Source organism: Klebsiella sp. H-Nf2, assembly GCF_002806645.1.
Lineage (GTDB): Bacteria > Pseudomonadota > Gammaproteobacteria > Enterobacterales > Enterobacteriaceae > Klebsiella > Klebsiella variicola.
The window spans coordinates 454303-481289 of the sequence record NZ_PIBL01000001.1 but is presented as its reverse complement, the minus strand read 5'-3'; the positions used below and the strand labels follow the sequence as shown (position 1 = coordinate 481289).

The following is a 26987-nucleotide window of genomic DNA, read 5'->3' as shown; positions in this document are numbered from 1 at the left end:
TATGATCCCTGAGAAGCGAATTATTCGACGCATTCAGTCTGGCGGTTGTGCTATCCATTGTCAGGATTGCAGTATCAGCCAGCTCTGCATCCCCTTTACTCTGAACGAGCATGAGCTTGATCAGCTGGATAATATTATCGAGCGGAAAAAGCCTATCCAGAAAGGTCAAACCTTGTTCAAAGCCGGTGATGAGCTGAAGTCGTTGTACGCTATTCGCTCCGGGACCATCAAAAGCTACACCATCACCGAGCAGGGTGATGAGCAGATCACCGGCTTCCATCTGGCGGGCGATCTGGTGGGCTTCGACGCCATCGGCACCGGTCTGCACCCGAGCTTTGCGCAGGCGCTGGAAACCTCGATGGTCTGCGAAATCCCCTTCGAAACCCTTGACGATCTTTCCGGAAAAATGCCGAATCTGCGTCAGCAGATGATGCGCCTGATGAGCGGTGAGATTAAAGGCGACCAGGATATGATCCTGCTGCTTTCCAAAAAGAATGCCGAAGAGCGCCTGGCTGCGTTTATCTATAACCTCTCTCGTCGTTTCGCCCAGCGCGGCTTCTCACCGCGTGAGTTCCGCCTGACCATGACCCGCGGCGACATCGGCAACTATCTCGGCCTCACTGTCGAAACCATCAGCCGTCTGCTCGGGCGTTTCCAGAAAAGCGGCATGCTGGCGGTGAAAGGCAAATACATCACCATTGAAAACAGCGATCTGCTGGCCCAGCTGGCCGGTCAGGCTCGCAACGTCGCTTAATCTCTGCGCACCACCTGGTCACGATCGGCAATTTTTTAAGATTTGTTGATCTGACCAGGCTCCTCCCCTGTTTCAATTCATCCATATAGGTTATCTTTTTAGTAACTGACGGTAGCTGCAGTTGTAAGGAGACCCTGTATGGCGAAGTATCAGAGCATGCTGGTAGTAATCGATCCTAACCAGGACGACCAGCCGGCACTTAGGCGCGCGGTGTACCTGCACCAACGGATTGGTGGACGCATCAAAGCCTTTTTGCCGATCTATGATTTTTCTTATGAAATGACCACCCTGCTGTCACCGGACGAACGCACGGCGATGCGCCAGGGCGTCATTGCCCAACGTACGGCCTGGATCCGCGAGCAGGCGAAATTCTATATTGAATCGGGTGTGCCGATTGACGTGAAAGTGGTGTGGCACAACCGCCCCTTCGAAGCCATTATTCAGGAAGTCATTAGCGAGAAACACGATTTGCTGTTGAAGATGGCCCACCAGCACGACAAACTGGAGGCGGTGATCTTCACCCCGACCGACTGGCATCTGCTGCGTAAGTGCCCGTGCCCGGTGTGGATGGTGAAAGACCAACCGTGGCCGGAAGGTGGCAAAGCGCTGGTCGCGGTCAACCTTGCCAGCGAAGAGAATTATCACAATACCCTGAACGAAAAGCTGGTTCGGGAGACACTGTCGCTGGCGAAAGAAGTCAACCATACCGAAGTACATCTCATCGGCGCCTATCCGGTGACCCCCATCAATATCGCGATTGAGCTACCGGATTTTGATCCCAGCGTCTACAACGACGCCATTCGCGGTCAGCACCTGCTGGCGATGAAAGCGCTGCGGCAGAAGTTTGGCATCGATGAGAAATTCACCCATGTGGAAAAAGGCCTGCCTGAGGAGGTGATCCCGGATCTCGCCGAGCATCTGCAGGCGGGGATCGTGGTGCTGGGAACGGTCGGACGTACCGGCCTGTCAGCAGCGTTCCTCGGCAATACGGCGGAACAGGTGGTCGATCATCTGCGCTGCGACCTGCTGGTACTCAAACCGGAGGCCTACCAGACGCCGGTGGAACTGGACGACGACGACGACGATTAACCCTCTTCTCGTACCGCTCATCTTCCCCCGCCCCGCGGGGGATTTTTTTGCTTGCTGCCAGTCAGGCACAAAAAAAGGGCCGCTGGCGGCCCCTGTCACTGTCCAGCGAGAATGGCTTAGTGGATACCCAGACGCCAGGCCAGATCGATCTCTTCTTTCAGCTCCAGCGATGAGAGCGCCATCAGGTCAGCAAACTCCAGCTCCAGCAGTTTCAGCTTTTTCAGATACTGCGCTGGGGTCATGGCGGTAGTGTCGCGGCGTAAGAATTCGATGGCCATCTGCGTTGGGGTTAACTCGGTATCCATAATATCCTCTGTCTGATGTAATAACCGGGACATTATATCACCTCTTGCCGCTTATTTTATGAACAATTCCAGGTGCCGCCCCGTATATAAAAAAGCCGTCTCACAGGAGACGGCTTATAAACAAACGTTGTAAAACAAACGTGCTACATTACAGCGCTTTCAGGATCGCATCGACGCTGGCTTTCGCATCCCCAAACAGCATATGGGTGTTCTCTTTGAAGAACAGCGGGTTCTGTACGCCGGCGTAGCCAGTGTTCATCGAACGCTTAAAGACCACCACGTTCTGCGCTTTCCAGACTTCCAGCACTGGCATACCCGCGATAGGACTCTTCGGATCGTCCTGCGCCGCCGGGTTGACAGTGTCGTTGGCGCCAATCACCAGCACGGTGTCGGTATCGCTGAAATCGTCGTTGATCTCATCCATCTCCAGCACGATGTCGTAAGGCACTTTGGCTTCCGCCAGCAGCACGTTCATATGCCCCGGCAGACGCCCGGCCACCGGGTGAATACCAAAGCGTACTTTGATACCCCGCGCCCGCAGCTTCTCGGTAATTTCTGCCACCGGATACTGCGCCTGAGCCACCGCCATACCGTAGCCGGGGGTGATGATCACCGACTGCGAGTTTTTCAGCATCTCCGCCGTCTCTTCCGCGCTAATCTCGTGATGCTCGCCCACTTCTTCATCGCCGCCGCTGGAAGACCCATCGGTGCCGAAGCCGCCGGCAATCACGCTGATAAAGGAGCGGTTCATCGCCTTACACATAATGTAAGAGAGGATGGCACCGGAAGAACCCACCAGCGCGCCGGTGACGATCAGCAGGTCATTGCTCAGCATAAAGCCCGCTGCCGCTGCCGCCCAACCCGAGTAGGAGTTCAGCATGGAAACCACCACCGGCATGTCCGCGCCGCCGATAGAAGCCACCAGGTGCCAGCCGAAGGCCAGCGCGATCGCGGTCATCACCAGCAGGCACAGGACCTGGGTGCCGGTGCTGTCGGCGCGAACAAAAATCACCATCAGTACGAAGGAGACCACCAGCGCCGCCAGGTTCAGCTTATGGCGATTGGGCAGCATCAGCGGCTTCGAGGAAATTTTGCCGCGCAGTTTACCGAACGCCACCACCGAACCGGTGAAGGTGACTGCACCGATGAAGATGCCGAGGAACACTTCGGTCAAATGGATATTGACCAAAATCTGCTCCATCCCGGTTTCATGCTGCAGGTAGCTGTTAAAACCCACCAGCACCGCCGCCAGGCCCACGAAGCTGTGCAGGATAGCCACCAGCTCCGGCATCTCGGTCATCTCGACCTTCTTCGCCAGACGAATACCGATCGCTCCGCCGATCACCATCGCGAGGATGATCCAACCGACGTTGCCGGCGTCCGGCCCCAGAATCGTGGCGATCAGGGCGATGGCCATCCCGGCGATACCGAAATAGTTGCCCTGCTGCGACGTTTCGTGTTTCGACAGACCCGCCAGGCTGAAAATAAACAGGATTGCGGCAACAATGTATGCAGCTGTAACTAATCCACCAGACATGTGCTACCCCTTATCCTTTGCGAAACATTTTCAGCATGCGCTGAGTCACGGTAAAACCACCGAAAATATTAATGCTGGCGATCAGTACCGCGATAAAGCTCAGGAAGCTGACCCAGCCCCCGTGGCCTATCTGCAACAACGCACCAACAACGATAATGCCCGAAATCGCGTTCGTCACCGACATCAGCGGCGTATGCAGCGCATGGGAGACGTTCCATACCACGTAGTAACCCACTACGCAGGCCAGCGCGAAGACGGTGAAATGGCCAAGGAACTCTTTTGGCGCGACGTTGGCCAGCCAGCCGAAGAGGATAATCGCCAGCGCTATCAGGGCATATTTACGCCATGGGGATACCGGTTTTGCCGCTTCTTTCGGCGCTTCTACTTTTTTCGCCGCAGCCTGCGGCTGAGCGGAGACCTGAATCGGCGGCGCCGGCCAGGTGATTTCGCCTTCACGCACCACGGTCACGCCGCGCACCACCACGTCATCGAAATCGATAACAATGTTGCCATCTTTCTCTTTGCACAGCAGCTTCAGCAGGTTAACCAGGTTGGTGCCGTAGAGCTGGGAGGACTGGGTCGGCAGACGGCCCGGCAGGTCGGTGTAACCGATAATTTTCACGCCGTTGGCGGTGGTTACCACTTCGCCAGGTACGGTGTACTCACAGTTGCCGCCGTTTTGCGAGGCGAGGTCGACCACCACGCTGCCCGACTTCATGGAATCAACCATTTCGCGGGTGATCAGCTTCGGCGCCGGTTTACCCGGAATTAACGCCGTGGTGACGATGATATCGACATCTTTCGCCTGGGCGGCGAAGAGCGCCATTTCGGCCTTAATAAAGGCCTCAGACATCACCTTGGCATAGCCGTCGCCGCTGCCCGCTTCCTCTTTAAAGTCCAGCTCGAGGAACTCGGCGCCCATACTCTGCACCTGCTCCTTCACCTCCGGACGGGTATCAAAGGCGCGAACGATAGCGCCCAGGCTGTTAGCGGCGCCAATCGCGGCCAGACCGGCCACCCCGGCGCCGATGACCATCACCTTCGCGGGCGGAACTTTGCCTGCCGCCGTAATCTGCCCGGTAAAGAAACGGCCGAATTCATGAGCCGCCTCAACGATTGCGCGATAGCCGGCGATATTCGCCATTGAGCTGAGCGCATCCAGCGACTGGGCGCGAGAAATACGCGGCACCGAATCCATCGCCATCACGTTGATATTACGGGCCGCCAGTTTTTCCATCAGCTGCGGGTTTTGCGCAGGCCAGATAAAACTTATCAGCGTAGTTCCCGGATTCAGCAGCGCAATTTCATCGTCATTTGGGGCATTAACCTTGAGGATGACGTCAGACTGCCACACCTCGTTGCCCGTGACGATCTCAGCCCCTGCCTGGGTAAAGGCTGCATCGTCAAAGCTGGCCAGTTTCCCGGCACCGCTTTCTACCGCGACGCTAAAGCCGAGTTTAAGCAATTGCTCAACGGTCTTCGGCGTGGCGGCGGCCCGGGTCTCCTGGGCTAGCCTCTCTTGTGGTACACCAATACGCATAGTTTTCCCTTCCATCGGTTTTTGATGATGGTTTACTTTTCTGACCAACAACGACAAGACGGCGAAATCTTCCTCGCCATCTTCCGCTGTCTGCAAAATGAAACAGTAACAAACTTTTTATAACCTACTGAAAATAGCGATTGTGATCTACAGCGATAAAACAGAAATTTTGATTTTATTGCTTATTGTCAGCACAGATGGTTCCGGGCAGCAATATTTACCTGAATTTCTCACTCAGGCCTGATAATCCGCTTATCCAGTGGTATAAAACGCCATTTATCGCCATTGAGATCATTGTATTAACATTACGTTAACTAATAAAAGTGGTATCGATTATCGTTTTTGCTGCTCAAGCGGCTGTTTTTTCAACATATCGAAAAATGTTATCTTTCCGTAGTATACGATTCGGGCGGCAAGCAAAAAATGACGCAGACAGTCACAACGATTAAATGCAATAATCAAACGTTTTCAGTCAACAACAACACCAGTATATGGTTTGCGCAAGGCAAAGGATTATTTTTATGAAGCTTAAAAACACCCTCCTGGCGTCTGCTCTCCTGACAACCGCCACGTTGTCTGCCCATGCAGCGACCGAGTTGACCCCGGAGCAGGCGGCTGCGCTGAAGCCCTACGATCGCGTTGTCGTCACCGGCCGGTTTAATGCCATTGGCGACGCGGTACAGGCGGTATCGCGCAAAGCCGACAAAGACGGCGCGGCCTCATTCTATGTTGTCGACACGTCGGACTACGGCAATGGCGGCAACTGGCGCGTCACGGCTGACCTCTATAAAGACAACGCACCGCAAGCGGATACGCCGAAAAATCGCATCATCAATGGTGTGGTAGAACTGCCGAAAGATCAGGCTGTTGCACTGATGCCTTACGACACCGTCACCGTTCAGGGCTTCTATCGCAGTCAGCCGGAAGTGAACGATGCCATCACCAAAGCGGCAAAAGCGAAAGGCGCCTATGCGTTCTTTATCGTGCGCCAGGTGGATGCCAACCAGGGTGGCAACCAGCGCATTACCGCTTATATCTATAAAAAAGATGCTGAGAAACGCGTACTGCAGAGCCCTGACGCCATTCCGGCGGACTCTGACGCCGGTCGCGCAGCGCTGGCCAAAGGCGGCGAAGCGGCGAAAACGGTGGAAATCCCGGGCGTCGCCACCACTGCGGCTGTAGGGTCAGGCACTGGCGTCGGTCGTTTCTTCGAGACCCAGTCGTCCAAAGGCGGGCGTTACACTGTCACGCTGCCGGACGGCACCAAAGTCGAAGAAGTGAACAAAGTGACCGCAGCGCAAATGGTGCCGTTTGATAATATCCAGTTCACCGGCAACTACGGCAACATGACCGAAATCTCCTATCAGACGGCGAAACGCGCGGCGAAGAAAGGGGCGAAGTACTATCACATTACCCGCCAGTGGCAGGAACGCGGCGGCAACATCACCATCAGCGCCGATTTGTACAAATAATCACTGCTGACTGGCTAAAAAGGCGGCGCAATGCCGCCTTTTCATTTTTTTTCATCCCCCGCCATTGCATGGCTCCCGGACACTCCGTAAAATCCCGCGCCTTAGCGCAATCCTCCATTTTTATGCGATTTCGCAAAATAAATATTCTGGAACAGCCATTTTCACCTCGGGAATGCAATGGAAAAGAAACTGGGCCTGAGCGCCCTGACCGCCCTGGTCCTTAGCTCAATGCTCGGCGCTGGCGTATTCAGTTTGCCGCAAAATATGGCTGCCGTAGCCAGCCCCTCCGCTTTGCTTATCGGCTGGGCCATCACCGGTGTCGGGATCCTGTTCCTCGCCTTCGCCATGCTGCTGTTAACCCGAATTCGCCCCGACCTCGACGGCGGGATCTTCACCTACGCCCGCGAAGGGTTCGGTGAGCTGATTGGCTTCTGTTCCGCCTGGGGATATTGGCTCTGTGCGGTGATCGCCAACGTCTCCTATCTGGTGATCGTCTTTTCCGCGCTCAGTTTCTTCACCGATACCCCTGAGCTGCGCCTGTTTGGCGATGGCAACACCTGGCAGTCTATCGCTGGCGCTTCAGTTCTGCTGTGGGTTGTCCATTTTCTGGTTCTGCGCGGCGTGCAGACGGCGGCGGGGATTAATCTGGTGGCCACCCTCGCCAAACTCCTGCCGCTGGGCGCGTTTATCGCGCTCGCCGCCCTGGCCTTCCAGCTGGATACGTTTCGCCTCGATTTCCGTGGGCTGGCACTGGGTATACCCGTATGGGAGCAGGTTAAAAACACCATGCTGATCACCCTGTGGGTGTTTATCGGCGTGGAAGGTGCCGTCGTGGTTTCTGCCCGCGCCCGGCATAAGCGCGATGTCGGTCGCGCAACGCTGCTGGCGGTCATCTCTGCCCTCGCGGTTTATCTGCTGGTCACCCTGCTGTCACTGGGCGTGGTGCCGCGCAGTGAACTGGCCGGCATGCGTAACCCGTCGATGGCGGGACTGATGGTCAACATGATGGGCTCGTGGGGAGAAATCGTGATTGCGGCGGGCCTGATCGTGTCGGTGTGTGGCGCCTACCTGAGCTGGACCATCATGGCTGCGGAAGTGCCGTTCCTGGCCGCCACGCATAAAGCCTTCCCGCGCCTGTTTGCCCGCCAGAACAGCAACAATGCCCCGTCCGCCTCGCTGTGGCTGACCAATATCAGCGTTCAGGCATCGCTGGTGCTGATCTGGTTGACCGGGTCGGACTACGGCACCCTACTGACCATCGCCTCAGAGATGATCCTCGTCCCCTATCTGCTGGTTGGCGCCTTTCTGCTGAAAATCGCCACCCGCCCGCTGCACAAAGCGGTGGGTATCGGCGCCTGCATTTATGGCTTATGGTTATTATACGCGTCGGGACCTGTGCATTTACTGTTGTCGGTGGTACTTTACGCTCCGGGTCTTCTGGTCTTTTTGTACGCTCGACGTACGCACCAGCACGATCGTTCGCTCAAACGCCGCGAATTGGCGCTAATTGGTTTATTGCTGGTTGCCGCTGTGCCGGCAACGTGGATGCTGGTGGGGTAAGCGGTCGCCCTGCCGCAGAACGCATAGGAGATACCCATGGCTGAACAACAGCCCCGCCCGGTTCTGATCACAGGAGGAGGCCGCCGCATCGGTCTCGCGCTGGCACACCATTTTCTGCTGCAACACCAGCCGGTCATCGTCAGCTATCGCACGCCCTATCCGGCGATCGATGGCCTGCGCGACGCGGGCGCCCTCTGTCTGCAGGCCGATTTCAGCAGCGATGACGGCATACTGACCTTCGCCGAGGCGGTCAAATCGCATACCAGCGGCCTGCGCGCCATCATCCACAACGCCAGCGACTGGATGGCGGAGAAACCGGGGGTCGCGCTGAGCACAGTGATCAACCGCATGATGCAGATCCACGTCCATGCCCCCTATCTGCTCAACCACGCGCTGGAGGATCTGCTGCGCGGCCACGGCCATGCCGCCAGTGATATTATCCATATTACCGATTACGTCGTGGAGCGCGGCAGCGATAAACATATCGCCTACGCCGCCAGCAAAGCCGCGCTGGACAATATGACCCGCTCCTTCGCCCGCAAGCTGGCGCCGGAGATCAAGGTCAACGCCATCGCCCCGTCGCTGATCATATTTAATGAGAGTGATGACGAAGCCTATCGTCAGCAGGCGCTGGATAAATCGCTGATGAAAATTGCCCCAGGCGAAAAAGAGATTAGCGACCTTATCGACTACCTGTTTACCAGCCGCTATGTCACCGGCCGGTCATTCGCTGTCGACGGTGGTCGCCCGCTGCGCTAGTGGAAGCGGCTCCAGCCAACAATCAGCAGCCAGGCGCATAGCCCCCAGCATCCCACTGCGCCTGCCAGCGCCAACGGCAGGCGCATGATCCCGGTGAAGTACCACAGCGATAACAAATAGACAAAATAGGGAACGATCGACCACATGCCGAACACGATGGTGGTGCGCAGGGCTTCAATACCGCGCTCGCTGGCGACGATATAGTGGGCGATGAGCGCAAAGGTGGGAAACAGCGGGATCAGCCCGGCGAGAGCGTAATTTTTCGTTTTGCCAGCACGCCAATCAGCACCACCACCAGCGCACCCAGCAGCCCTTTGATTAACAGCCCCATGTCCGTATGCCTTAACAATGAATCAACAAGTTAGCGCAGCATAGCGGAAATAGCGCTGTTTATAAAAGAGTAATGGCGGGTAAAATAAGCGCGGTGTATGTTACTTCTTTTACTGATGTGCAATAGACATGAATAAAATCGTTTTTGTTGAGGATGACCCTGAGGTAGGGGCGCTGATCGCCGCCTATCTCGGCAAGCATGATATGGATGTGGTGGTCGAGCCTCGCGGCGACCGCGCAGAGGACGTGATCGCGCGGGAGAAACCGGACCTCGTGCTGCTGGACATTATGCTGCCCGGCAAAGACGGGATGACGCTCTGCCGCGACCTGCGCGGGCAATGGCAAGGGCCCATTGTCCTGCTGACCTCGCTCGACAGCGATATGAACCATATCCTCTCCCTGGAGATGGGCGCCAGCGATTATATCCTGAAAACCACGCCGCCAGCGGTACTTCTCGCGCGACTGCGTCTGCATCTACGCCAGCATATCGCTCCGGCGGGCGCCGGTACCTCCTCAACGCTCACGCCACATAAAACCATCTCCTTTGGTTCGCTGACCATCGACCCGGTCAACCGCCAGGTGCTGCTCGGCGGGGAAAGCGTCGCATTGTCGACGGCCGACTTCGATCTGCTGTGGGAGCTGGCCACCCATGCCGGGCAAATTATGGACCGCGACGCGCTGCTGAAAAATTTACGCGGTGTCACCTACGACGGGATGGATCGCAGCGTCGACGTCGCCATCTCCCGCCTGCGTAAAAAACTGCTCGACAACGCCACGGAGCCTTATCGGATTAAGACCGTTCGCAACAAAGGCTACCTGTTCGCCCCTCACGCCTGGGACAACTAAGCTTCTTCCTCGGCCCTGCGAGGGGCCCGTTTTATGGCGCACTCCGCGACGATAACCGCCTCAGCTTTTGCTGCTTAACGCAATAACGCAGTTTTCCTGTACACGCCGGCTGCCCGCTGCGAATTTGTCATATTGCGTAAATCAATAGATTTAGCCGTACAGTTCCCCATCACATAAGCCCTCAATATGATTGTGCTCAAGGACTTACCGTTATCAGAGTGGCATAAAGCCTGAAAACACAGGACTTTTGCATGATGAAATACGTTGTACTTTTGGCACTCTCACTCTTCACTTCACTCTTTGGCTGGGCTTTTTCCCTCGACAACGCCGATATTCGGCTCCTCTGTCCACAGCGCGGGCAAATCGAGGTGATCCTCCACCGCTATGAACATACCCAGCAATCCTGGGGACAGCATCACTTTGAAACGGGAGGCGGCCACGTTCGCCAGGGACCGCTGCTGGTGATCCCGTTTGCCAACCTCGATCAGATGATTTACCACCAAACCACCGGCGAGTTTGCTTACTGGTATGCCGAAACGGAAAAGCTGGTGCGCTGTCGGCTGCTAAGCCTGACGACCACCTATCCGGTAGATATTCCCTACTTTCGCGAGTAGCGATACCCCGCTCGATTCCCTGGAAGGCGCAGGTCTGGTGGTTATAATTAATTTGTGACAACGTCACTAATTCAGATATTCCCGGCCGATATCATCCCGGATGACGCTATCTATACCGGGTATAGCGGCGCCACAAAGATGGCAAGGCGCAACACGCCGGGCCCCCCAAAGATGGTCGTTTTACAATAAATTTTCATTGTTCTAGTGTGAGTTAACTCAACACTCACGCGGTACGGGAGAGACAATGGGACGGTTCTCAGGTAAGAAAATTGTGATTACAGGGGCGAGCAGCGGTATTGGTCTGGCAGGGGCAATGCGCATTATTGATGAAGGGGGCGAAGTGATGCTGACCGGACGCCATCAGCAAAAACTGGAATCGTTACGCGCAGTGCTGCCCGAGCGCGCCTGGTTTCTCCAGAACGATGGCGCGGAACCTGAGGCAGCACATGCCCTCGCCGAGTCTGTAGAATCATTTGGCATGCTGGATGGCCTGTGGCTGAACGCCGGCCAGCTCGCCTTTTCAACGGTGGAAAATACCACCGAAACGCAGTTCGATACCATCATGGCCAACAATGTTCGTTCTGCCGTCCTGCAAATCGCCGCACTTTCGCGTTTTTTGAAGACCGGAGCCTCGGTGGTCATCACCGCCTCTACGGCCGCCTACGAAGGCACGCCACTGGCGGCGCTCTATGCCGCCAGCAAAGGCGCGCAGCTGGCCCTGGTTCGCAGCTGGGCAACGGCCTTCGCCGCCCGCGGGATCAGAGTTAACGCGCTGGTGCCCGGGGCAATCGATACCCCTCTGCTTGACGCGATCCCCGCCCCCTTCCGCGAGCAGTATGATACGCAGATCAGGGCTACCGTGCCGCTAAAACGCCCGGGAACGCCGGAAGAAGCGGCGGCGGTTGCGCTGTTTTTATTATCGGATGATGCCGGGTATGTGACGGGTAGCCAGTATGTGGTGGATGGCGGACTGCTGCGCTTATAAGGGCTGCGTCATTATTTATGCCTGCGGGATGTTGTCAGTGAGGGTGAACCCTGCTTTGATAGCGCATTAAACCGGGCGTGAAACGCAGAAGTCATTTTTTACGGTATATTCTGCCGTGACAAACGCCCTGGACTGCGGTCTGGTTTCGTTACTGCATCACCGCTTTAGCGGAAAGGCACATATCACACCGCGCCATGAAGGCAAAAGATAGGTAACTAACATTCTGATTTAAGTGAGATTTAATGAAAAAGCTGTTTGTGCAGTTCTATCTTTTGCTCTTCGTCTGCTTTCTGGTGATGACCATGCTGGTAGGCCTGGTCTATAAATTTACCGCTGAGCGCGCCGGACGACAGTCGCTTGACGATCTGATGAAAAGCTCGCTGTATCTGATGCGCAGCGAGCTGCGGGAAATTCCGCCGCGCGACTGGAGCAAGACGCTCAAAGAGCTGGATCTGAACCTGTCGTTCGATCTGCACATCGAACCAATGAGCAAATTCAAGCTGTCGGAAAGCTCGATGCAGCACCTGCGCGCCGGCGATATCGTCGCGCTGGATGACCAGTACACCTTTATTCAGCGCATTCCCCGCAGCCATTATGTGCTGTCGGTGGGCCCGGTGCCCTATCTCTATTTTCTGCATGAAATGCGCCTGCTGGACATCGCGCTGATGGCGTTTATCGCTATCTCGCTGGCCTTTCCGGTGTTTATCTGGATGCGTCCGCACTGGCAGGACATGCTGCGTATTGAAACCGCTGCCCAGCGCTTTGGCGAAGGCCACTTCAGCGAGCGCATTCATTTTGACAGCATGTCCAGCTTTGAACGGCTCGGCGTGGCCTTTAATCAGATGGCCGATAACATTAACGCCCTCATTGCCAGTAAAAAGCAGCTGATTGACGGTATCGCCCATGAGCTCAGGACGCCGCTGGTCCGCCTGCGCTACCGTCTGGAGATGAGCGAAAACCTCACTGAGGCGGAATCGCAAGCGCTGAACCGCGATATCGGCCAGCTGGAGGCGCTGATTGAAGAACTCCTGACCTACGCCCGCCTCGACCGCCCGCAGACAGAACTCAGCCTGACGACGCCTGATTTCCCCGCCTGGATCAGCGATCATGTCGAGGATATTCAGATGGTCAACCCGCAGCGCGAGGTCGCTCTGGCAACGCTGACCCACGGCAACTATGGCGCGCTGGATATGCGGCTGATGGAGCGGGTACTGGATAATCTGGTAAATAACGCCCTGCGCTACAGCACCCAGCGGGTGGCGGTCAGCCTGACCCTGCAGGGATCGCGTGCCTCGTTGCAGGTCGAGGATGACGGCCCGGGCATTGCCCCTGAAGAGCGCGAGCGAGTGTTTGAGCCCTTTGTCCGTCTTGACCCCAGCCGGGATCGGGCGACCGGAGGATGCGGCCTCGGCCTGGCGATTGTGCACAGTATTGCCCAGGCGATGGGCGGTGACGTGCGCTGCGAGGCCAGCCCTCTCGGCGGCGCCCGCTTCTGCTTTAGCTGGCCGGTTTATCATCAGTTGCCCGATTTTACCTCTGCCTGAATAAAACTTGCGCAGAGGCCGCGCGCTGCGTATGCTGCAAAAACTGAATAGTATGTTGTAACTAAGGTGAATCGATGGCTCGCTACGACCTTGTTGAACGTCTGAATGATACCTTTCGTCAGATCGAGCTGGAGCTGCAGACGCTCCAGCAGGCGCTAAGCAGCTGCCGGCTGCTGGCGGCCCGGGTATTTGAACTGCCGGCGGTCAGTAAGGATGCCGAGCACGATCCGCTGGCCAACATTCCGGTGGTGCAACACATCGGCAAGGCGGCGCTGACCCTCACCCTGCGCCACTACAGCCATCTGTTTATCCAGCAGCAGTCGGAAACCCGCAGCAGCAAAGCCGCCGTTCGTCTGCCGGGGGCTATCTGCCTTCAGGTCACCGCCGTGGAGCAGCAGGATCTGCTGGCGCGCATTCAGCATATTAACGCCCTGAAGGCTACCTTCGAGAAAATCGTCACCGTCGATTCAGGCCTGCCCCCCACTGCCCGTTTTGAATGGGTGCATCGCCACCTGCCGGGCTTGATCACCCTCAGCGCCTACCGCACGCTGACGCCCCTCGTCGACCCGAGCACCATCCGCTTCGGCTGGGCCAATAAACATGTGATCAAGAACCTGACCCGCGACCAGGTATTGATGATGCTGGAGAAAAGCCTGCAATCACCGCGGGCGGTGCCGCCGTGGACCCGTGAGCAGTGGCAGAGCAAGCTTGAGAGGGAGTATCAGGACATCGCCGCCCTGCCGCAGCGGGCGCGGCTGAAAATCAAACGGCCGGTGAAAGTGCAGCCGATTGCCCGCGTCTGGTACGCCAGCGAGCAGAAACAAGTGCAGTACGCCTGCCCCAGCCCGCTGATCGCGCTGATATCCGGCAGCCAGGGGGTCAGCGTCCCGGATATCGGCGAATTGCTGAACTATGACGCCAACAATGTCCAGTACCGCTACAAACCGGAGGCGCAGTCGCTGAGATTACTTATCCCGCGCCTGCACCTCTGGCTGGCTAGCGAGTAGCCAGGCTGCCGACCATCTCCTCAGGGCGCACCCAGCTGTCGAATTCGGCTTCCGTCAGGTAGCCCAGCGCCAGCGCCGAGGCTTTGAGGGTCAGCCCCTCATGGTGCGCTTTTTTAGCGATTTCCGCCGCCTTGTCGTAGCCGATATGGGTATTCAGCGCAGTGACCAGCATCAGCGACTCATTGAGCAGCTGGCTGATCCGCTCGCGATTCGGTTCAATACCCACCGCACAGTGCTCATTAAAGCTCTCCATACCATCCGCCAGCAGACGCACCGACTGCAGGACATTGTGGATGACCATCGGACGATAGACGTTAAGCTCAAAGTTACCCGAGGCGCCGCCGATATTCACCGCCACGTCGTTACCCATCACCTGGCAGCAGACCATGGTCAACGCTTCGCACTGGGTTGGGTTAACCTTGCCTGGCATGATTGAAGAACCCGGCTCATTCTCCGGGATGGCGATTTCGCCAATGCCGCAGCGGGGGCCGGAGGCCAGCCAACGGACATCGTTAGCGATCTTCATCAGCGACGCCGCCAGGCCTTTCAGCGCGCCGTGGGCATGGACCAGGGCATCCACAGTAGCCAGCGCTTCGAATTTGTTCGGCGCGGTGACAAATGGCTGTCCGCTGAGCGACGCCAGCTCGGCCGCCACCCGCACGGCATACTCCGGATGGGTATTCAGCCCGGTTCCTACCGCCGTCCCGCCCAGCGCCAGCTCGGCAAGATGCGGCTGGCTGGCTTCAATGTGCTTCAGGCTATGGTCCAGCATCGCCACCCAGCCGGAGATCTCCTGGCCTAACGTGAGCGGTGTGGCGTCCTGCAGATGGGTGCGGCCGATCTTGACGATATCCCTGAAGGCCACTGCTTTTTCGTTGAGCGTCGCCCGCAGCGCCTGCAGCGACGGGATCACTTTTTCCCGCAGGGCAATCAGCGCCGCGACGTGCATGGCGGTGGGGAACACGTCATTTGAGCTCTGGCTCTTATTCACATCGTCATTGGGATGAATTTTTCGCGCCATCCCCCGTTCACCGCCCAGCAGTTCACTGGCGCGGTTGGCCAGCACCTCGTTCATATTCATATTGCTTTGGGTGCCGGAGCCGGTCTGCCAGATAGCCAGAGGAAACTCCTGTGAGTGCTTTCCGGCCAGGACTTCGTCAGCGGCAGCGACGATCGCCCCGGCTTTCTCCGCCGTCAGCAACCCAAGATCCTGGTTAACCTTCGCCGCCGCCCGCTTGGTCAGCGCCAGGGCGTATATCAGCTCCCCGGGCATTTTTTCGGTCGAGATGCGGAAATGCTCCAGCGAGCGCTGGGTCTGGGCGCCCCAGAGTTTATCGGCCGGGACGTCGATGGCGCCCATCGAGTCTTTTTCACTGCGATGCGTTGTCATTACTTTCTCCTTGGATTCAAAGTGCGTCATAGCGACAAAGCTCACCTGCTTAAAAGACTAAGTATTGGCCAGATTTATAAGTTGTTTTGGTGGTTCGTGCCGCGAAGCGACATAAAAAAGCCGCCCCGAAGGGCGGCCTAGACCGCTGACAAAATGCAATCGTCGGGATTGCCCGGCGGCGCTGCGCTTGCGCGGGCCTACAGAGAACTGCATAACTGTTTGATATTGCTGTTTTCGTAGGCCGGGTAAGGCGAAAGCCGCCACCCGGCAGAAAGGCGATCACAATAACGAAAACCGGTTTGTCATCGGCCAGAGCCGCCCCGAAGGGCGACCAGGGTTACTTCACGCAGCGTGCGCACTGCGACGTCTGGATCTGCTGGAAGAAGTCATTGCCTTTATCATCGACGAGGATAAACGCCGGGAAATCTTCCACTTCAATTTTCCAGATAGCCTCCATACCCAGCTCCGGATACGCCACGCACTCGAGGCTGCGGATGCTCTGCTGGGCCAGCACCGCCGCCGGGCCGCCGATACTGCCGAGGTAGAAACCGCCGTGTTTGTGGCACGCATCGGTCACCTGCTGGCTGCGGTTGCCTTTCGCCAGCATGATCTTGCTCGCGCCGTGCGACTGCAGCAGATCGACGTAAGAATCCATGCGGCCTGCGGTGGTCGGCCCCAGAGAGCCGGAGGCGTAACCGTCCGGCGTCTTGGCCGGGCCCGCGTAGTAGATCGGGTGATCTTTGACGTACTGCGGCAGTGCTTCACCGCTGTCGATAAGCTCCTTCAGCTTGGCGTGGGCGATATCGCGGGCCACGATGATAGTGCCGCTCAGCGACAAACGGGTGGACACCGGGTACTGCGACAGCAGCGCCAGGATCTCGCTCATCGGCTGGTTAAGATTCACCTTCACCGCTTCGCCTTCCCCGGCCTGGCGCAGATGCTCAGGGATATATTTCCCCGGATTGCTCTCCAGCTTCTCGATCCAGATGCCGTCGCGGTTGATTTTGGCTTTGATGTTGCGGTCGGCGGAACAGGAGACGCCCATCCCTACCGGGCAGGAAGCCCCGTGACGCGGCAGACGGATCACCCGGATATCGTGGGCGAAGTATTTCCCGCCGAACTGCGCGCCGAGGCCGAGGTTCTGCGCTTCCAGCAGCAGCTCTTGCTCCAGTTGCACATCGCGGAACGCCTGACCATGTTCGTTACCTTCGGTCGGCAGGCCGTCGTAGTATTTGGTGGACGCCAGCTTCACGGTCTTCAGCGTCGCTTCCGCCGAAGTCCCGCCAATCACAAAGGCGATATGGTACGGCGGACAGGCGGCGGTGCCGAGGGTGCGCATCTTCTCGACGAGATAGTTTTTCAGCTTCGCCGGGGTGATCAGCGCTTTGGTTTCCTGGTACAGATAGGTTTTGTTCGCCGAACCGCCGCCCTTGGCAATGCAGAGGAATTTGTACTCATCGCCATCGGTAGCATAGAGATCGATCTGCGCCGGCAGGTTGGTACCGGTGTTAACCTCTTTATACATATCCAGCGGCGCGTTCTGCGAGTAGCGCAGGTTGTCCTGGATATAGGTGTTGTACACACCCTGCGCCAGGGCGGCTTCATCGCCGCCGCCGGTCCACACGCGCTGGCCTTTTTTACCCATGATGATCGCGGTACCGGTGTCCTGGCAGGTGGGCAGAATGCCTTTGGCGGCGATATCCGAGTTGCGCAGGAACTGCAGCGCGACGTATTTGTCGTTTTCGCTGGCTTCCGGGTCGTTAAGGATATCCGCCACCTGCTGCTGATGCGCCGGGCGAAGCATAAAGGAGGCGTCGTGGAAAGCATGCTGCGCCAGAAGGGTCAGCGCCTGAGGGTCGACTTTTAGCACTTCCTGGCCGGCAAATTCGGCGACGGAGACGTAATCACTGCTGAGGAGATAATACTCGGTGTCATCCTTTTTGAGGGGAAAAGGATCCTGGTAAACAAACGGTTTATTCGACATTGTACTCTCACTTACTGCTTTGGCTGATTATGTTTCAGGCAGGGACTCCATGTGCCTGTAGAAAAGCGAGTCGATCAATCTTACACAATTTTTTAACAAAAACTGAGACAGGGACGACTTTTTCTTTCAGCAGTTGCTTCTCCACGGTTTGCTGGTTTAATAGAGCAATAATTTTTACTTTGATTGATACAGGGAATGAGAATGCAAAAGCTGATCAACGCCGTACAGAACTACGCATGGGGAAGCCACACCGCTTTAACTGAACTGTATGGCATTGCCAACCCGGACAACCTGCCGATGGCGGAGCTGTGGATGGGGGCGCATCCGAAGAGCAGCTCGCAGATCCTGGCGGCCGACGGCCAGCCGCGTTCGCTGCGCGAGGTGATTGACGCGGATAAAACCGCCCTGCTCGGCGACAAAGTTGCCGCCCGCTTTGGTGAGCTGCCGTTCCTGTTTAAAGTACTGTGCGCCGCTCAGCCGCTCTCTATTCAGGTACATCCCAACAAGCAGGCATCAGAAGAAGGTTTCGCCCGCGAGAACGCCGCCGGCATCCCGCTCTCCGCCGCCGAGCGTAACTATAAAGATCCAAACCACAAGCCGGAGCTGGTTTTTGCCCTGACGCCGTTCCTGGCGATGAATGCGTTTCGCGAGTTCAACGAGATTGTCACCCTGCTGCAGCCGGTGGCTAGCGCGCATCCGGCGATTGGCGCCTTCCTGCAGCAGCCGGACGCGGCTCACCTGAGCCAGCTGTTTGCCAGCCTGCTAAATATGCAGGGTGAGGAAAAAGCCAAAGCGCTGCAGGTGCTGCGCGACGTACTGGCCCGTGAACAGGGCGAACCGTGGCAGACTATCCGCCTGATCGCGGAATTCTATCCGGACGACAGCGGCCTCTTCTCGCCGCTGCTGCTGAACGTGGTGAAGCTGAACCCTGGCGAAGCGATGTTCCTGTTCGCCGAAACGCCGCATGCCTATCTGCAGGGGGTGGCGCTGGAGGTGATGGCCAACTCGGATAACGTACTGCGCGCCGGTCTGACGCCGAAATACATTGATATTCCTGAGCTGGTCGCTAACGTCAAGTTCGAAGCCAAACCGGCGGGTGAGCTGTTGACCCAGCCGCAGCAGCACGGCGCAGAGCTGGACTTCCCGATCCCGGTGGAAGATTTTGCCTTCTCGCTGCACGACCTCTCCGCCGAAGCCAGCGATCTGGCTCAGGCAAGCGCGGCGATTATTTTCTGCGTCGACGGCGAAGCCGTACTGCACAAAGGTGACCAGAGCCTGACGCTCAAGCCGGGCGAGTCGGCTTTCGTGGCCGCCAACGAATCACCGGTGCAGGTCAGCGGCCGCGGCCGCGTGGCGCGCGTGTTTAATAAGCTCCAGTAAGTGACTGACCTTTCAGGTCGCGCTTACTGAATGATGACAACTCAGCCAGGCGGTCTCTCCGCCTGGCTTCATTTATGGACAAATGCTATGAAAAAATCGCTGGTCGCAGCAGGCATCATCGTGGCGCTGGGCGTGGTATGGACAGGCGGCGCCTGGTACACCGGCAAACAGCTGGAAGGCCGGATCGCCGATATGGTGCAGCAGGCTAACGCGCAGCTACGCAGCAGCGCGCCGGAATCAGGGCTGGAGCTGAGCTATCAGGATTACCGGCGCGGGCTGTTCAGCAGCCATCTGCAGCTGGTGGTTAAGCCGATCGCCGGTCAGGCCAGCTGGTTGGCCGCCGGACACAGCGTGGTGCTTGACGAGGTGGTCGATCATGGCCCCTTCCCGCTGGCCTCATTAAAAACCTTTAATCTGGCGCCGGCAATGGCCTCGGTCCACACCACGCTGGTGAAAAATGACGCCAGCCAGGCGCTGTTCGAGATCGCCAAAGGCAACACTCCCTTTACCGTCGATACACGCATCGCCTACAGCGGCGACAGCCAGTCGGCGATCGTGCTCAATGCCCTCGACTATGCCAAAGGTGATGAGAAAGTCAGCTTCAGCGGCGGTCAGTTCCAGCTCGACGCCGACCGCGACGGCAAAAACATCAGTCTGAAGGGCCAGGCCGGCAGCGGGCAGATCGATGCGCTCAACGAATATAATCAAAAGGTGCAGCTGCGCTTCGTCAACCTGACCACCGACGGCGCCACCGAGCTGGCCAGCTTCAACGAACGTATCGGCCAGCAAAAAATGACCCTCGATAAACTGGCCATCAGCGTCGAAGGCAAAGAGCTGGCGCTGATCGACGGCATGGCGCTGGACGGCGGCTCGACGCTGACCCAGGACGGCAAAGGCGTGAACAGCCAGGTGAACTACACCGTCAACAGCCTCAAGCTGCAGGGGCAGGATATGGGCAGCGGCAAACTGACGCTGAAAGTGGATAATGTCGACGGTCAGGCGTGGCACCAGTTCAGTCAACAGTACAGCGCACAGTCTCAGGCGCTGCTGGCGAAACCGGAGCTGGCGCAAAACCCGGAACTGTACCAGCAGGCGTTAACCGAAACCCTGTTCAATGCGCTGCCGATCCTGCTTAAAGGCAACCCGTCGGTGACCATCTCTCCGCTGAGCTGGCGCAATGCCAAAGGGGAAAGTACCCTGAATCTGTCGGTTCTGTTGAAGGATCCGGCCCAGGTGACCACCCCACCGCAGACCCTGGCAGACAGCCTGGATCGCGTGGTGCAGTCTCTTGACGGCAAGGTAGTGATCCCGGTGGATATGGCGACGGAGTTAATGACTAAGATCGCCGGTCTGGAAGGTTACCAGCCAGCCGATGCGGCCAAGCTTGCCGATCAGCAGGTCAAAGGCCTGGCGGCGATGGGCCAGATGTTCCGCATCACCACCATGGAAGATAACGCCATCAGCAGCAGCCTGCAGTACGCTAACGGCCAGGTGACGCTGAACGGACAGAAAATGCCGCTGGAGGATTTTGCCGCGATGTTTGGTCTGGAAGCGCCTGCTCAACCGGACGCGGCGCCGCAGGAAGGCCAGCCGCAACAGGATGACGCCGCTCCGCAGCAAGATGACGCCGCTCCTCAGCAGGACGACGCCGCCCCGCAGCCGTAACTTATCGGCTCAGGAGACGGCCATCGCGCGCCGTCTCCCTCATTTCCGTGTCACCAGCCGCGGCGGCATAATCTGGTTGCGCGCCTCGCCGGTGCCTTCCTCCAGCCGTCGCAGCATCGACTCTGCCAGAGTTTTCCCCATCTCGCGCGCCGGGGTCGTCACCCAGGTGAGCGGCAGATCATCCAGGGCCGCCTCCGGCACGTCGGCGAAGGCCGCCAGCGCCACCCGCTGTTCGAAGTAGCTCTCGACACCGTCTTCTCCGCTCTGCCTTCCGGCCCGCAGTAAACCAAACCACGCGCCGGTGGCCACCACGTTGTTGTAGCACAGCACCGCGGTGATAGTCGGATTCTGGCGCAGCAGCCCCGCCATCGCCTCCGCCGCCTGCTTCTGGCTCGACTCGCACTCCAGCACCCATTCGCTGTGAAACGGCAGACCGTATTTCAGCAAGGTGGCGCAATAACCGCCGACCCGCTCGGCGCGCGTCAGCGACGAGCTCTGCCCGCCAAGCCAGGCGATCCGCTGATGGCCGCGGCGGATAAGATGCTCGGTCACCAGCTGCGCCGCCTGCATGTTGTCCGGGCGGATCAGGTCGACATCGTCAAGGTAGCTGGCGCGGGAAGCAAACACCAGCGGCACGCCAGCCTGCGCGGCCCGCTCGCGCAGTTCGCTCCCGCGATCGATCGACCCGGCGATGATCACCCCGTCGACCCCCTGCGCCGCGAGGGTATCAAACCGCTGGTCTATCTTCTCGCCGCTGCGCCCGCCCTGGGTGAGGAACACCATTTTCCCCTGCCTTTCCAGAGCGTCGGTGAGGCCGGCGGTTAATTCGGCGTAAAACGGCTTTGACAGATCGCTAACGATAAGGCCAATCACCCCGCTCTGCCCGCCACGCAGCGATGCGGCCTGGCGGTTGCGCACAAATCCCAGCTGTTCGATGGCCTGATTAACCCGCTCGCCGGTGGCGCTGGAGATACGCCCTTTACCGCTCAGCACCAGCGAGACGGTGCTCACGGAGACCCCGGCGGCCTGCGCCACATCATTGATGGTGATCTTTTTTGCGATAGCCATAACGTGCTGGCTGACTCCCTTGCCTGTCGATAAAACGTTTTATCATTGTGCGATCTTTATAAACCTTATTATCGCTTGATTATGTGATTTTTATCGCACTAAAAAGTGGTAAAACGTTTTATCTTGCCGTGGCGTTAGTTCTTCCCGACCACTTGAGAATCAGGAACCGTGTTATGACGGCGAAAACAGCACCAAAAATCACTTTATGGGAGTTTTTCCAGCAGCTCGGAAAAACCTTTATGCTGCCCGTAGCGTTGCTCTCGTTTTGTGGGATCATGCTGGGGATCGGCAGTTCGTTAAGCAGTCACGATGTTTTGACGCTGCTGCCGTGGCTGGATATGCCGCTGCTGCAGGCCATCTTTATCTGGATGAGCAAAGTCGGCTCCTTTGCTTTCAGCTTCCTGCCGGTCATGTTCTGTATCGCCATCCCACTGGGACTGGCGCGGGAGAACAAAGGCGTCGCCGCCTTCGCCGGCTTTGTCGGCTACGCGGTCATGAACCTGGCGGTCAACTTCTGGCTGACGGCGAAAGGCATTCTGCCCACCACCGACGCCGCGATCCTGAAGGCCAACAATATCCAGAACATCATCGGTATTCCGTCGATCGATACCGGGATCCTCGGCGCGGTTATCGCCGGGATTATCGTCTGGCTGCTGCATGAACGCTTCCATAACATTCGCCTGCCGGACGCCCTGGCCTTCTTCGGCGGCACCCGCTTCGTGCCGATCATCACCACCGTGGTGCTGGGTCTGGTCGGGCTGGCGATCCCGCTGGTGTGGCCAGTCTTCGCCATGGGGATCAACGCCCTCGGGAAGATGATCAACAGCGCCGGGGATTTTGGCCCGATGATCTTCGGCACCGGCGAGCGACTGCTGCTGCCGTTTGGCCTGCACCACATTCTGGTGGCGCTGATCCGCTTCACTGAAGCCGGCGGTACCCTCGACGTCTGCGGCCACAGCGTCAGCGGCGCGCTGACCATCTTCCAGGCGCAACTGAGCTGCCCGACCACCCACGGCTTCTCCGAAAGCGCCACCCGCTTCCTGTCGCAGGGTAAAATGCCGGCCTTCCTCGGCGGCCTGCCGGGAGCCGCGCTGGCGATGTACCACTGCGCCCGTCCGGAAAACCGGCATAAAATTAAAGGCCTGCTGATCTCCGGGGTTATCGCCTGCGTGGTCGGCGGCACCACCGAGCCGCTGGAGTTCCTGTTCCTGTTCGTCGCGCCGGTGCTGTATGTCATCCACGCGCTGCTGACCGGTCTCGGCTTTACCATCATGGCGGTGCTCGGGGTAACCATCGGCAACACCGACGGCAATATCATCGACTTCGTGGTGTTTGGCATCCTGCATGGTCTGGCGACCAAGTGGTATCTGGTGCCGGTGGTGGCGGCTATCTGGTTCGCGGTCTACTATGCCATCTTCCGCTTCGCCATTACCCGCTTCAATCTGAAAACGCCGGGCCGCGATATCGACACCGCCGCCAGCGTGGAGAAAGCCGTCGCCGGTACCATCGGCAAATCCGGCTATAACGTGCCGGCGATTCTGGCGGCGCTCGGCGGCGCCGAGAACATTGTTTCGCTGGATAACTGCATTACCCGCCTGCGTCTGTCAGTACACGATATGAGCAAAGTGGACGCCGCCGCGCTGAAAGCCCATCGCGCCATCGGGGTGGTTCAGCTCAATCAGCATAACCTGCAGGTGGTTATTGGCCCGCAGGTGCAGTCAGTAAAAGATGAAATGGCCGTATTGATGAATACTGTTCAGGCCTGACCCCACTGGTCCCCCTTCTGCGCGGAGGGGGACATTCGCTAAGGAAGTTCCGATGTTTGATTTTGCCACCCCCATCGACCGCCACGGTACCTGGTGCACACAGTGGGACTATGTCGCCGACCGGTTTGGCGCCGCCGACCTGCTGCCGTTCACCATCTCCGATATGGATTTCGCCACTGCGCCCTGCATTCTCGAGGCCGTCAGCCAGCGGCTGGCCCACGGGGTGTTCGGCTACAGCCGCTGGCAGAACGAGGCGTTTCTCGGGGCGATTGCTCACTGGTACGCCAGCCGGTTTAACAGCGTCATCGATCCGCAAACGGTGGTCTACGGGCCGTCGGTTATCTACATGGTGGCGGAAACCATCCGCCAGTGGTCAAGCGAAGGCGACGGCGTCGTCGTCCATACTCCCGCCTACGATGCGTTCTATAAGACCATCACCGCTAACCGCCGGGAGATTGCCCCGGTGCCATTGACCCTGACGGATAACCAGTGGCACTGCGATATGGCCCGCCTGGAAGCCGTGCTGGCGGAACCGAAGAATACCCTGCTGCTGCTGTGCAGCCCGCACAACCCAACGGGGAAAGTCTGGCGTCGCGAGGAGCTGGAGACCATGGCGGCCTTGTGTCAAAAACATGGCGTCAGGGTGATTAGCGACGAAATTCATATGGACATGACCTGGGGTGAACACTGCCATATCCCGTGGAGCGAGATCGCTCAGGGACCGTGGGCGCTGTTCACCTCCGGTTCAAAGAGCTTTAATATTCCGGCCTTTACCGGGGCCTATGGCTTTATCCCCGAGGCGAACGAGCGCGACAGCTACCTGCAGGCGCTGAAGGCCCGCGACGGGCTCTCTTCTCCCTCCGTGCCGGCGCTGGTCGCCCATATCGCCGCCTATCGCGACGGGGCTCCCTGGCTCGACGCCTTGCGTGACTATCTGCAGGCGAATATGCGCTATGTCGCCGACACGCTTAATAATGCCTTCCCCGCACTCTGCTGGCAGCCGCCGGAGGCCACCTACCTGGCGTGGATCGACCTGTGCCCCCTGAACATCGACGACCACGCGCTACAGCAGGCGCTGATCGCCGAACAGAAGGTGGCGATTATGCCGGGTTATACCTATGGTCCTGAGGGCAACGGCTTTCTGCGCCTCAACGTCGGCTGCCCGCGCGAGAAGCTGGAACGCGGTGTCGAAGGACTGATTGCCGCCCTGCGCAGCCTCAGCTGATTCGACGCGCAATCTACAGGTCATCGCGCCGGCGGAATGCCAGGTAGCCGGCGCCGAGGGTAAAGATAGCGACTATCACCACCAGCAGGATAAACCCGTGGTGGTTACTCGCCAGCGGGATCCCACCGACGTTCATGCCGAAGAAACCGGCGACGATGTTAATCGGCAGCGCGAGGACCGTGATCACCGTCAGGGTGTAGAGGGTGCGGTTGCTCTGCTCCAGCTGGCGGGCGCCAATCTCCTCCTGCAGCAGACTGATACGCTCAATCAGGCCGGACAGGTCATTGAGCACCACGCTAAACTCTTCGGTGAACTGACGAAACGCCTGCACCACTGCACGATCCATCCACGCCGGCGGCCGGTTAAGCAGACGGAACATCGCCGCCGACTCCGGCGCCAGCAGCCGCTGAAAGCGCAAAAGCATCCGCCGCAGCCGCGCCAGATCGGCCCGGTTGCGCTGCACATGATTGCTCAGGAGACGCTCTTCAATAAGGTCGACATGGCGGCTGGCCTGGCGGACGACCTGCTCCAGCACTTCCTCCTGCTCCTCCAGCAGAAAAGCCAGCAGCTCGGTAGAGGTATTCACCCTGAGCGTCTGCAGACGCGGCAGCATCCATTCGATAAACCGTAACGGTTTGAAGCGCGCCGTCACCACCAGCTTAGGGCTACAGTAGAGCCACAGCGTGGCGGTTTCCGCGCTGGTATCCTGCGGCCGAAACAGCACATCGTTGAGCACAGCGAACAGATTCTCCCCCTGTCGCTCAATGCGGGTGGTGTGCGAGCCGCTGCGGATCTCCTCGAAGAAAAAGTCCGCCACCGGAAAGTGGCTGGTTAACCATTTCTCGGCGGTGGCATGATTGAGATTCAGGTGTAACCAGATAAACGCCTTGTCATCGGCGAGCGCCTGATAACGGGCGCACACCTCGCCAGAGGCGATGGGCTGCGGGGGGCGCTGTTCATGAAACAGATAACCATGCACCAGACCGGAAACTTCACTATCAAAATCGGGCTTTAACATCTTCGCGGTGACGTCTTGACTCATGGCTCCCTCAGGACACGCACTGGCACTGTTGATGCCCGAATAGCGCCATCTTTCGCTATTTTCCTCGGGCTGGCAAGGTTAATAATCTGGTCATAAAACAGTAACCTGAATGACATATTGCCGTCAGTGTCGCGCGCCACACAGGCGATGCGATCGGCGCGAATGGCGGGGGCTTCTGTCCCTTTTCGCTCCGGGGTTATTAAAATAAATTTGATTATCCTCAAAACTTTTTTAGGCGAAAAAGCGTATTACTTTAGCCGCTTAATCATTGCTTACCCTGGTTTATTGAGGAGGAGACCATGAAAACCTATGACCGTAATCGTAACGCTATTGCTACCGGCAGCATGGTAATGATCGCCGGTAACGGCACAACAGGCGTGATTAAAGCTATCCATGGTGAAGGGAAAACCGCCGAGCAGCTTCGCCGGGCGGACTGCGTTGAAATCGACGGCTGCGAGGGCCGCTTTTGCCCGTTAGATCTGATCCGTCTCGGCTTCCATTAATTCCTGCCGCCAGGTCATCAGTAGCAGGCCGCCTGGGGTGGCCTGCTCTTTTCCCGACAAATAAAGCGGCTAGCGAAAGCTCCACTGAATACTCATCACAAAGATCGCCGGCACAATAATGCCGCCTTCCACACCGAAATAATCGGTGAAGTTATATTGCAGACCATGATAGATGTAGGGCGAAAAACCGACGCCGGTGATTTTTTTGGCGGTGCGGTAGGTGCCAGAATCCCCACAGTGGCTGAAGGCGTCAAAGAAAAATTCCCCGGTATAGGCATACACCCCTTTCAGCACCCAGCCGGTATCGTTTTTCAGCCAGTCGCGGCGCACGCCGAGGGTCAGGCAGCGATCGTCAAAGCTGTTTTTCATCGTTCCGACCAGCACGCTGTATTTTGAATCCTGAGAAAACTTGCGCTCCACCGAGAAAAAATTGTTATTGAAATGCTCGTTATATTGTCCGTGGTTACCGGTCATATGATAAACATAGGAGCCGGTATTCATCGAATAGAGGTTTAATTCCCCGGCCTGCGCCGACGGCATGGCAACCACCAGTAGCCCTGATAACAAAATCCATAATTTATTTAACATTCAGTAACCTACGCCACACCCGTAAAAAAGAACC

General features: G+C 57.9%; 23 protein-coding genes and 1 pseudogene. 15 read left to right on the top strand and 9 right to left on the bottom strand.

Features of this window, described 5'->3' with window-relative positions; genetic code table 11:
- The first annotated feature begins 1 nt into the window (after window position 1).
- Together fnr and uspE are read left to right on the top strand one after the other, a co-directional pair.
- Window positions 2-754, top strand: coding sequence for a fumarate/nitrate reduction transcriptional regulator Fnr (fnr, locus tag CWM58_RS02380; protein WP_002903394.1), 753 nt, complete (start codon window positions 2-4; stop codon window positions 752-754).
- Window positions 755-892: 138 nt separating this feature from the next.
- On the top strand, window positions 893-1843 hold the full coding sequence (uspE, locus tag CWM58_RS02375; protein WP_061154735.1) for a universal stress protein UspE: 951 nt from the start codon (window positions 893-895) through the stop codon (window positions 1841-1843).
- 116 nt (window positions 1844-1959) lie between these two features.
- Here uspE and CWM58_RS02370 read toward each other — a convergent pair whose 3' ends face one another.
- The 3 genes from CWM58_RS02370 to pntA all read right to left on the bottom strand — a co-directional run bounded on the left by CWM58_RS02370 (window position 1960) and on the right by pntA (window position 5225).
- Entirely contained in the window at window positions 1960-2148 is a 189-nt protein-coding gene (locus CWM58_RS02370; RefSeq protein ID WP_061156371.1) for a YdiH family protein, read from the bottom strand.
- Window positions 2149-2296: 148 nt separating this feature from the next.
- Window positions 2297-3685 carry a Re/Si-specific NAD(P)(+) transhydrogenase subunit beta gene (pntB, locus tag CWM58_RS02365; RefSeq protein ID WP_100680126.1) on the bottom strand — a complete coding sequence of 463 codons (1389 nt, stop codon included), beginning with the start codon at window positions 3683-3685 and terminating at the stop codon, window positions 2297-2299.
- 10 nt (window positions 3686-3695) lie between these two features.
- Entirely contained in the window at window positions 3696-5225 is a 1530-nt protein-coding gene (gene pntA / locus CWM58_RS02360; RefSeq protein WP_023340072.1) for a Re/Si-specific NAD(P)(+) transhydrogenase subunit alpha, read from the bottom strand.
- Between the two features lie 521 nt (window positions 5226-5746).
- On the opposite strand from pntA, the gene ydgH reads away from it, so the two are divergent.
- From ydgH to folM, 3 genes are all read left to right on the top strand, one after another.
- Entirely contained in the window at window positions 5747-6697 is a 951-nt protein-coding gene (ydgH, locus tag CWM58_RS02350; RefSeq protein WP_061154737.1) for a DUF1471 family protein YdgH, read from the top strand.
- A gap of 177 nt (window positions 6698-6874) precedes the next feature.
- Entirely contained in the window at window positions 6875-8257 is a 1383-nt protein-coding gene (locus CWM58_RS02340) for an amino acid permease (RefSeq protein ID WP_061154738.1), read from the top strand.
- A gap of 36 nt (window positions 8258-8293) precedes the next feature.
- Window positions 8294-9016, top strand: a complete 723-nt coding sequence (gene folM / locus CWM58_RS02335; protein ID WP_100680125.1) for a dihydromonapterin reductase — start codon at window positions 8294-8296, stop codon at window positions 9014-9016.
- On the opposite strand, the pseudogene CWM58_RS02330 reads toward folM, so the two are convergent.
- Window positions 9013-9347, bottom strand: a pseudogene (locus CWM58_RS02330) (GlpM family protein). The gene folM and the pseudogene CWM58_RS02330 overlap by 4 nt on opposite strands.
- A 128-nt stretch (window positions 9348-9475) precedes the next feature.
- Between CWM58_RS02330 and rstA the strand changes: the two are divergent.
- From rstA to tus, 5 genes are all read left to right on the top strand, one after another.
- Window positions 9476-10192 carry a two-component system response regulator RstA gene (rstA, locus tag CWM58_RS02325; protein ID WP_100680124.1) on the top strand — a complete coding sequence of 239 codons (717 nt, stop codon included), beginning with the start codon at window positions 9476-9478 and terminating at the stop codon, window positions 10190-10192.
- Between the two features lie 251 nt (window positions 10193-10443).
- On the top strand, window positions 10444-10806 hold the full coding sequence (locus CWM58_RS02320; RefSeq protein ID WP_100680123.1) for a hypothetical protein: 363 nt from the start codon (window positions 10444-10446) through the stop codon (window positions 10804-10806).
- A 244-nt stretch (window positions 10807-11050) separates the two neighbouring features.
- Window positions 11051-11791, top strand: a complete 741-nt coding sequence (locus CWM58_RS02315) for an SDR family oxidoreductase (RefSeq protein WP_100680122.1) — start codon at window positions 11051-11053, stop codon at window positions 11789-11791.
- A gap of 242 nt (window positions 11792-12033) precedes the next feature.
- Window positions 12034-13335 carry a two-component system sensor histidine kinase RstB gene (gene rstB, locus CWM58_RS02310; RefSeq protein ID WP_061154744.1) on the top strand — a complete coding sequence of 434 codons (1302 nt, stop codon included), beginning with the start codon at window positions 12034-12036 and terminating at the stop codon, window positions 13333-13335.
- A 74-nt stretch (window positions 13336-13409) separates the two neighbouring features.
- Window positions 13410-14342: a DNA replication terminus site-binding protein gene (tus, locus tag CWM58_RS02305; protein ID WP_100680121.1), complete on the top strand. Its 933-nt coding sequence runs from the start codon at window positions 13410-13412 to the stop codon at window positions 14340-14342.
- Here the strand turns inward: tus and fumC are convergent.
- Window positions 14332-15732 (bottom strand): class II fumarate hydratase, encoded by a 1401-nt coding sequence (fumC, locus tag CWM58_RS02300; RefSeq protein ID WP_061154746.1) that lies wholly within the window; start codon window positions 15730-15732, stop codon window positions 14332-14334. The genes tus and fumC overlap by 11 nt on opposite strands.
- 337 nt (window positions 15733-16069) lie before the next feature.
- Entirely contained in the window at window positions 16070-17716 is a 1647-nt protein-coding gene (gene fumA, locus CWM58_RS02295; RefSeq protein ID WP_023340069.1) for a class I fumarate hydratase FumA, read from the bottom strand.
- 201 nt (window positions 17717-17917) lie between these two features.
- Between fumA and manA the strand changes: the two genes are divergently transcribed.
- Together manA and CWM58_RS02285 are read left to right on the top strand one after the other, a co-directional pair.
- Complete coding sequence (gene manA, locus CWM58_RS02290; protein WP_100680120.1) at window positions 17918-19096, top strand: mannose-6-phosphate isomerase; 1179 nt, start codon at window positions 17918-17920, stop codon at window positions 19094-19096.
- A gap of 87 nt (window positions 19097-19183) precedes the next feature.
- Window positions 19184-20761 carry a YdgA family protein gene (locus CWM58_RS02285; RefSeq protein WP_100680119.1) on the top strand — a complete coding sequence of 526 codons (1578 nt, stop codon included), beginning with the start codon at window positions 19184-19186 and terminating at the stop codon, window positions 20759-20761.
- 39 nt (window positions 20762-20800) lie between these two features.
- Here the strand turns inward: CWM58_RS02285 and CWM58_RS02280 are convergent, their stop codons facing one another.
- Entirely contained in the window at window positions 20801-21829 is a 1029-nt protein-coding gene (locus CWM58_RS02280; RefSeq protein WP_008805079.1) for a Mal regulon transcriptional regulator MalI, read from the bottom strand.
- 173 nt (window positions 21830-22002) lie between these two features.
- On the opposite strand from CWM58_RS02280, the gene malX reads away from it, so the two are divergent.
- Entirely contained in the window at window positions 22003-23595 is a 1593-nt protein-coding gene (malX, locus tag CWM58_RS02275) for a maltose/glucose-specific PTS transporter subunit IIBC (RefSeq protein WP_012541901.1), read from the top strand.
- A gap of 52 nt (window positions 23596-23647) precedes the next feature.
- Window positions 23648-24820, top strand: coding sequence for a MalY/PatB family protein (locus tag CWM58_RS02270; protein ID WP_100680118.1), 1173 nt, complete (start codon window positions 23648-23650; stop codon window positions 24818-24820).
- Between the two features lie 13 nt (window positions 24821-24833).
- On the opposite strand, the gene CWM58_RS02265 is transcribed toward CWM58_RS02270, so the two are convergent.
- Window positions 24834-25862 carry a CorA family divalent cation transporter gene (locus tag CWM58_RS02265; protein WP_100680117.1) on the bottom strand — a complete coding sequence of 343 codons (1029 nt, stop codon included), beginning with the start codon at window positions 25860-25862 and terminating at the stop codon, window positions 24834-24836.
- A gap of 299 nt (window positions 25863-26161) precedes the next feature.
- Here CWM58_RS02265 and ydfZ point away from each other — a divergent pair, with 299 nt between their 5' ends.
- The gene (gene ydfZ / locus CWM58_RS02255; RefSeq protein ID WP_004151566.1) at window positions 26162-26365 is read left to right on the top strand and encodes a putative selenium delivery protein YdfZ; all 204 of its coding nucleotides are present in this window, start codon (window positions 26162-26164) and stop codon (window positions 26363-26365) included.
- 69 nt (window positions 26366-26434) lie between these two features.
- Here the strand turns inward: ydfZ and CWM58_RS02250 are convergent, their stop codons facing one another.
- Window positions 26435-26914: a hypothetical protein gene (locus tag CWM58_RS02250; protein WP_162678305.1), complete on the bottom strand. Its 480-nt coding sequence runs from the start codon at window positions 26912-26914 to the stop codon at window positions 26435-26437.
- Window positions 26915-26987 lie beyond the last annotated feature (73 nt).

Bases quoted from the DNA above. Each gene is read 5' to 3' on its own strand.
- fnr (WP_002903394.1), top strand. From the start codon at position 2: ATGATCCCTGAGAAGCGAATTATTCGACGCATTCAGTCTGGCGGTTGT.
- uspE (WP_061154735.1), top strand. From the start codon at position 893: ATGGCGAAGTATCAGAGCATGCTGGTAGTAATCGATCCTAACCAGGAC.
- CWM58_RS02370 (WP_061156371.1), bottom strand. From the start codon at position 2,148: ATGGATACCGAGTTAACCCCAACGCAGATGGCCATCGAATTCTTACGC.
- pntB (WP_100680126.1), bottom strand. From the start codon at position 3,685: ATGTCTGGTGGATTAGTTACAGCTGCATACATTGTTGCCGCAATCCTG.
- pntA (WP_023340072.1), bottom strand. From the start codon at position 5,225: ATGCGTATTGGTGTACCACAAGAGAGGCTAGCCCAGGAGACCCGGGCC.
- ydgH (WP_061154737.1), top strand. From the start codon at position 5,747: ATGAAGCTTAAAAACACCCTCCTGGCGTCTGCTCTCCTGACAACCGCC.
- CWM58_RS02340 (WP_061154738.1), top strand. From the start codon at position 6,875: ATGGAAAAGAAACTGGGCCTGAGCGCCCTGACCGCCCTGGTCCTTAGC.
- folM (WP_100680125.1), top strand. From the start codon at position 8,294: ATGGCTGAACAACAGCCCCGCCCGGTTCTGATCACAGGAGGAGGCCGC.
- rstA (WP_100680124.1), top strand. From the start codon at position 9,476: ATGAATAAAATCGTTTTTGTTGAGGATGACCCTGAGGTAGGGGCGCTG.
- CWM58_RS02320 (WP_100680123.1), top strand. From the start codon at position 10,444: ATGATGAAATACGTTGTACTTTTGGCACTCTCACTCTTCACTTCACTC.
- CWM58_RS02315 (WP_100680122.1), top strand. From the start codon at position 11,051: ATGGGACGGTTCTCAGGTAAGAAAATTGTGATTACAGGGGCGAGCAGC.
- rstB (WP_061154744.1), top strand. From the start codon at position 12,034: ATGAAAAAGCTGTTTGTGCAGTTCTATCTTTTGCTCTTCGTCTGCTTT.
- tus (WP_100680121.1), top strand. From the start codon at position 13,410: ATGGCTCGCTACGACCTTGTTGAACGTCTGAATGATACCTTTCGTCAG.
- fumC (WP_061154746.1), bottom strand. From the start codon at position 15,732: ATGACAACGCATCGCAGTGAAAAAGACTCGATGGGCGCCATCGACGTC.
- fumA (WP_023340069.1), bottom strand. From the start codon at position 17,716: ATGTCGAATAAACCGTTTGTTTACCAGGATCCTTTTCCCCTCAAAAAG.
- manA (WP_100680120.1), top strand. From the start codon at position 17,918: ATGCAAAAGCTGATCAACGCCGTACAGAACTACGCATGGGGAAGCCAC.
- CWM58_RS02285 (WP_100680119.1), top strand. From the start codon at position 19,184: ATGAAAAAATCGCTGGTCGCAGCAGGCATCATCGTGGCGCTGGGCGTG.
- CWM58_RS02280 (WP_008805079.1), bottom strand. From the start codon at position 21,829: ATGGCTATCGCAAAAAAGATCACCATCAATGATGTGGCGCAGGCCGCC.
- malX (WP_012541901.1), top strand. From the start codon at position 22,003: ATGACGGCGAAAACAGCACCAAAAATCACTTTATGGGAGTTTTTCCAG.
- CWM58_RS02270 (WP_100680118.1), top strand. From the start codon at position 23,648: ATGTTTGATTTTGCCACCCCCATCGACCGCCACGGTACCTGGTGCACA.
- CWM58_RS02265 (WP_100680117.1), bottom strand. From the start codon at position 25,862: ATGAGTCAAGACGTCACCGCGAAGATGTTAAAGCCCGATTTTGATAGT.
- ydfZ (WP_004151566.1), top strand. From the start codon at position 26,162: ATGAAAACCTATGACCGTAATCGTAACGCTATTGCTACCGGCAGCATG.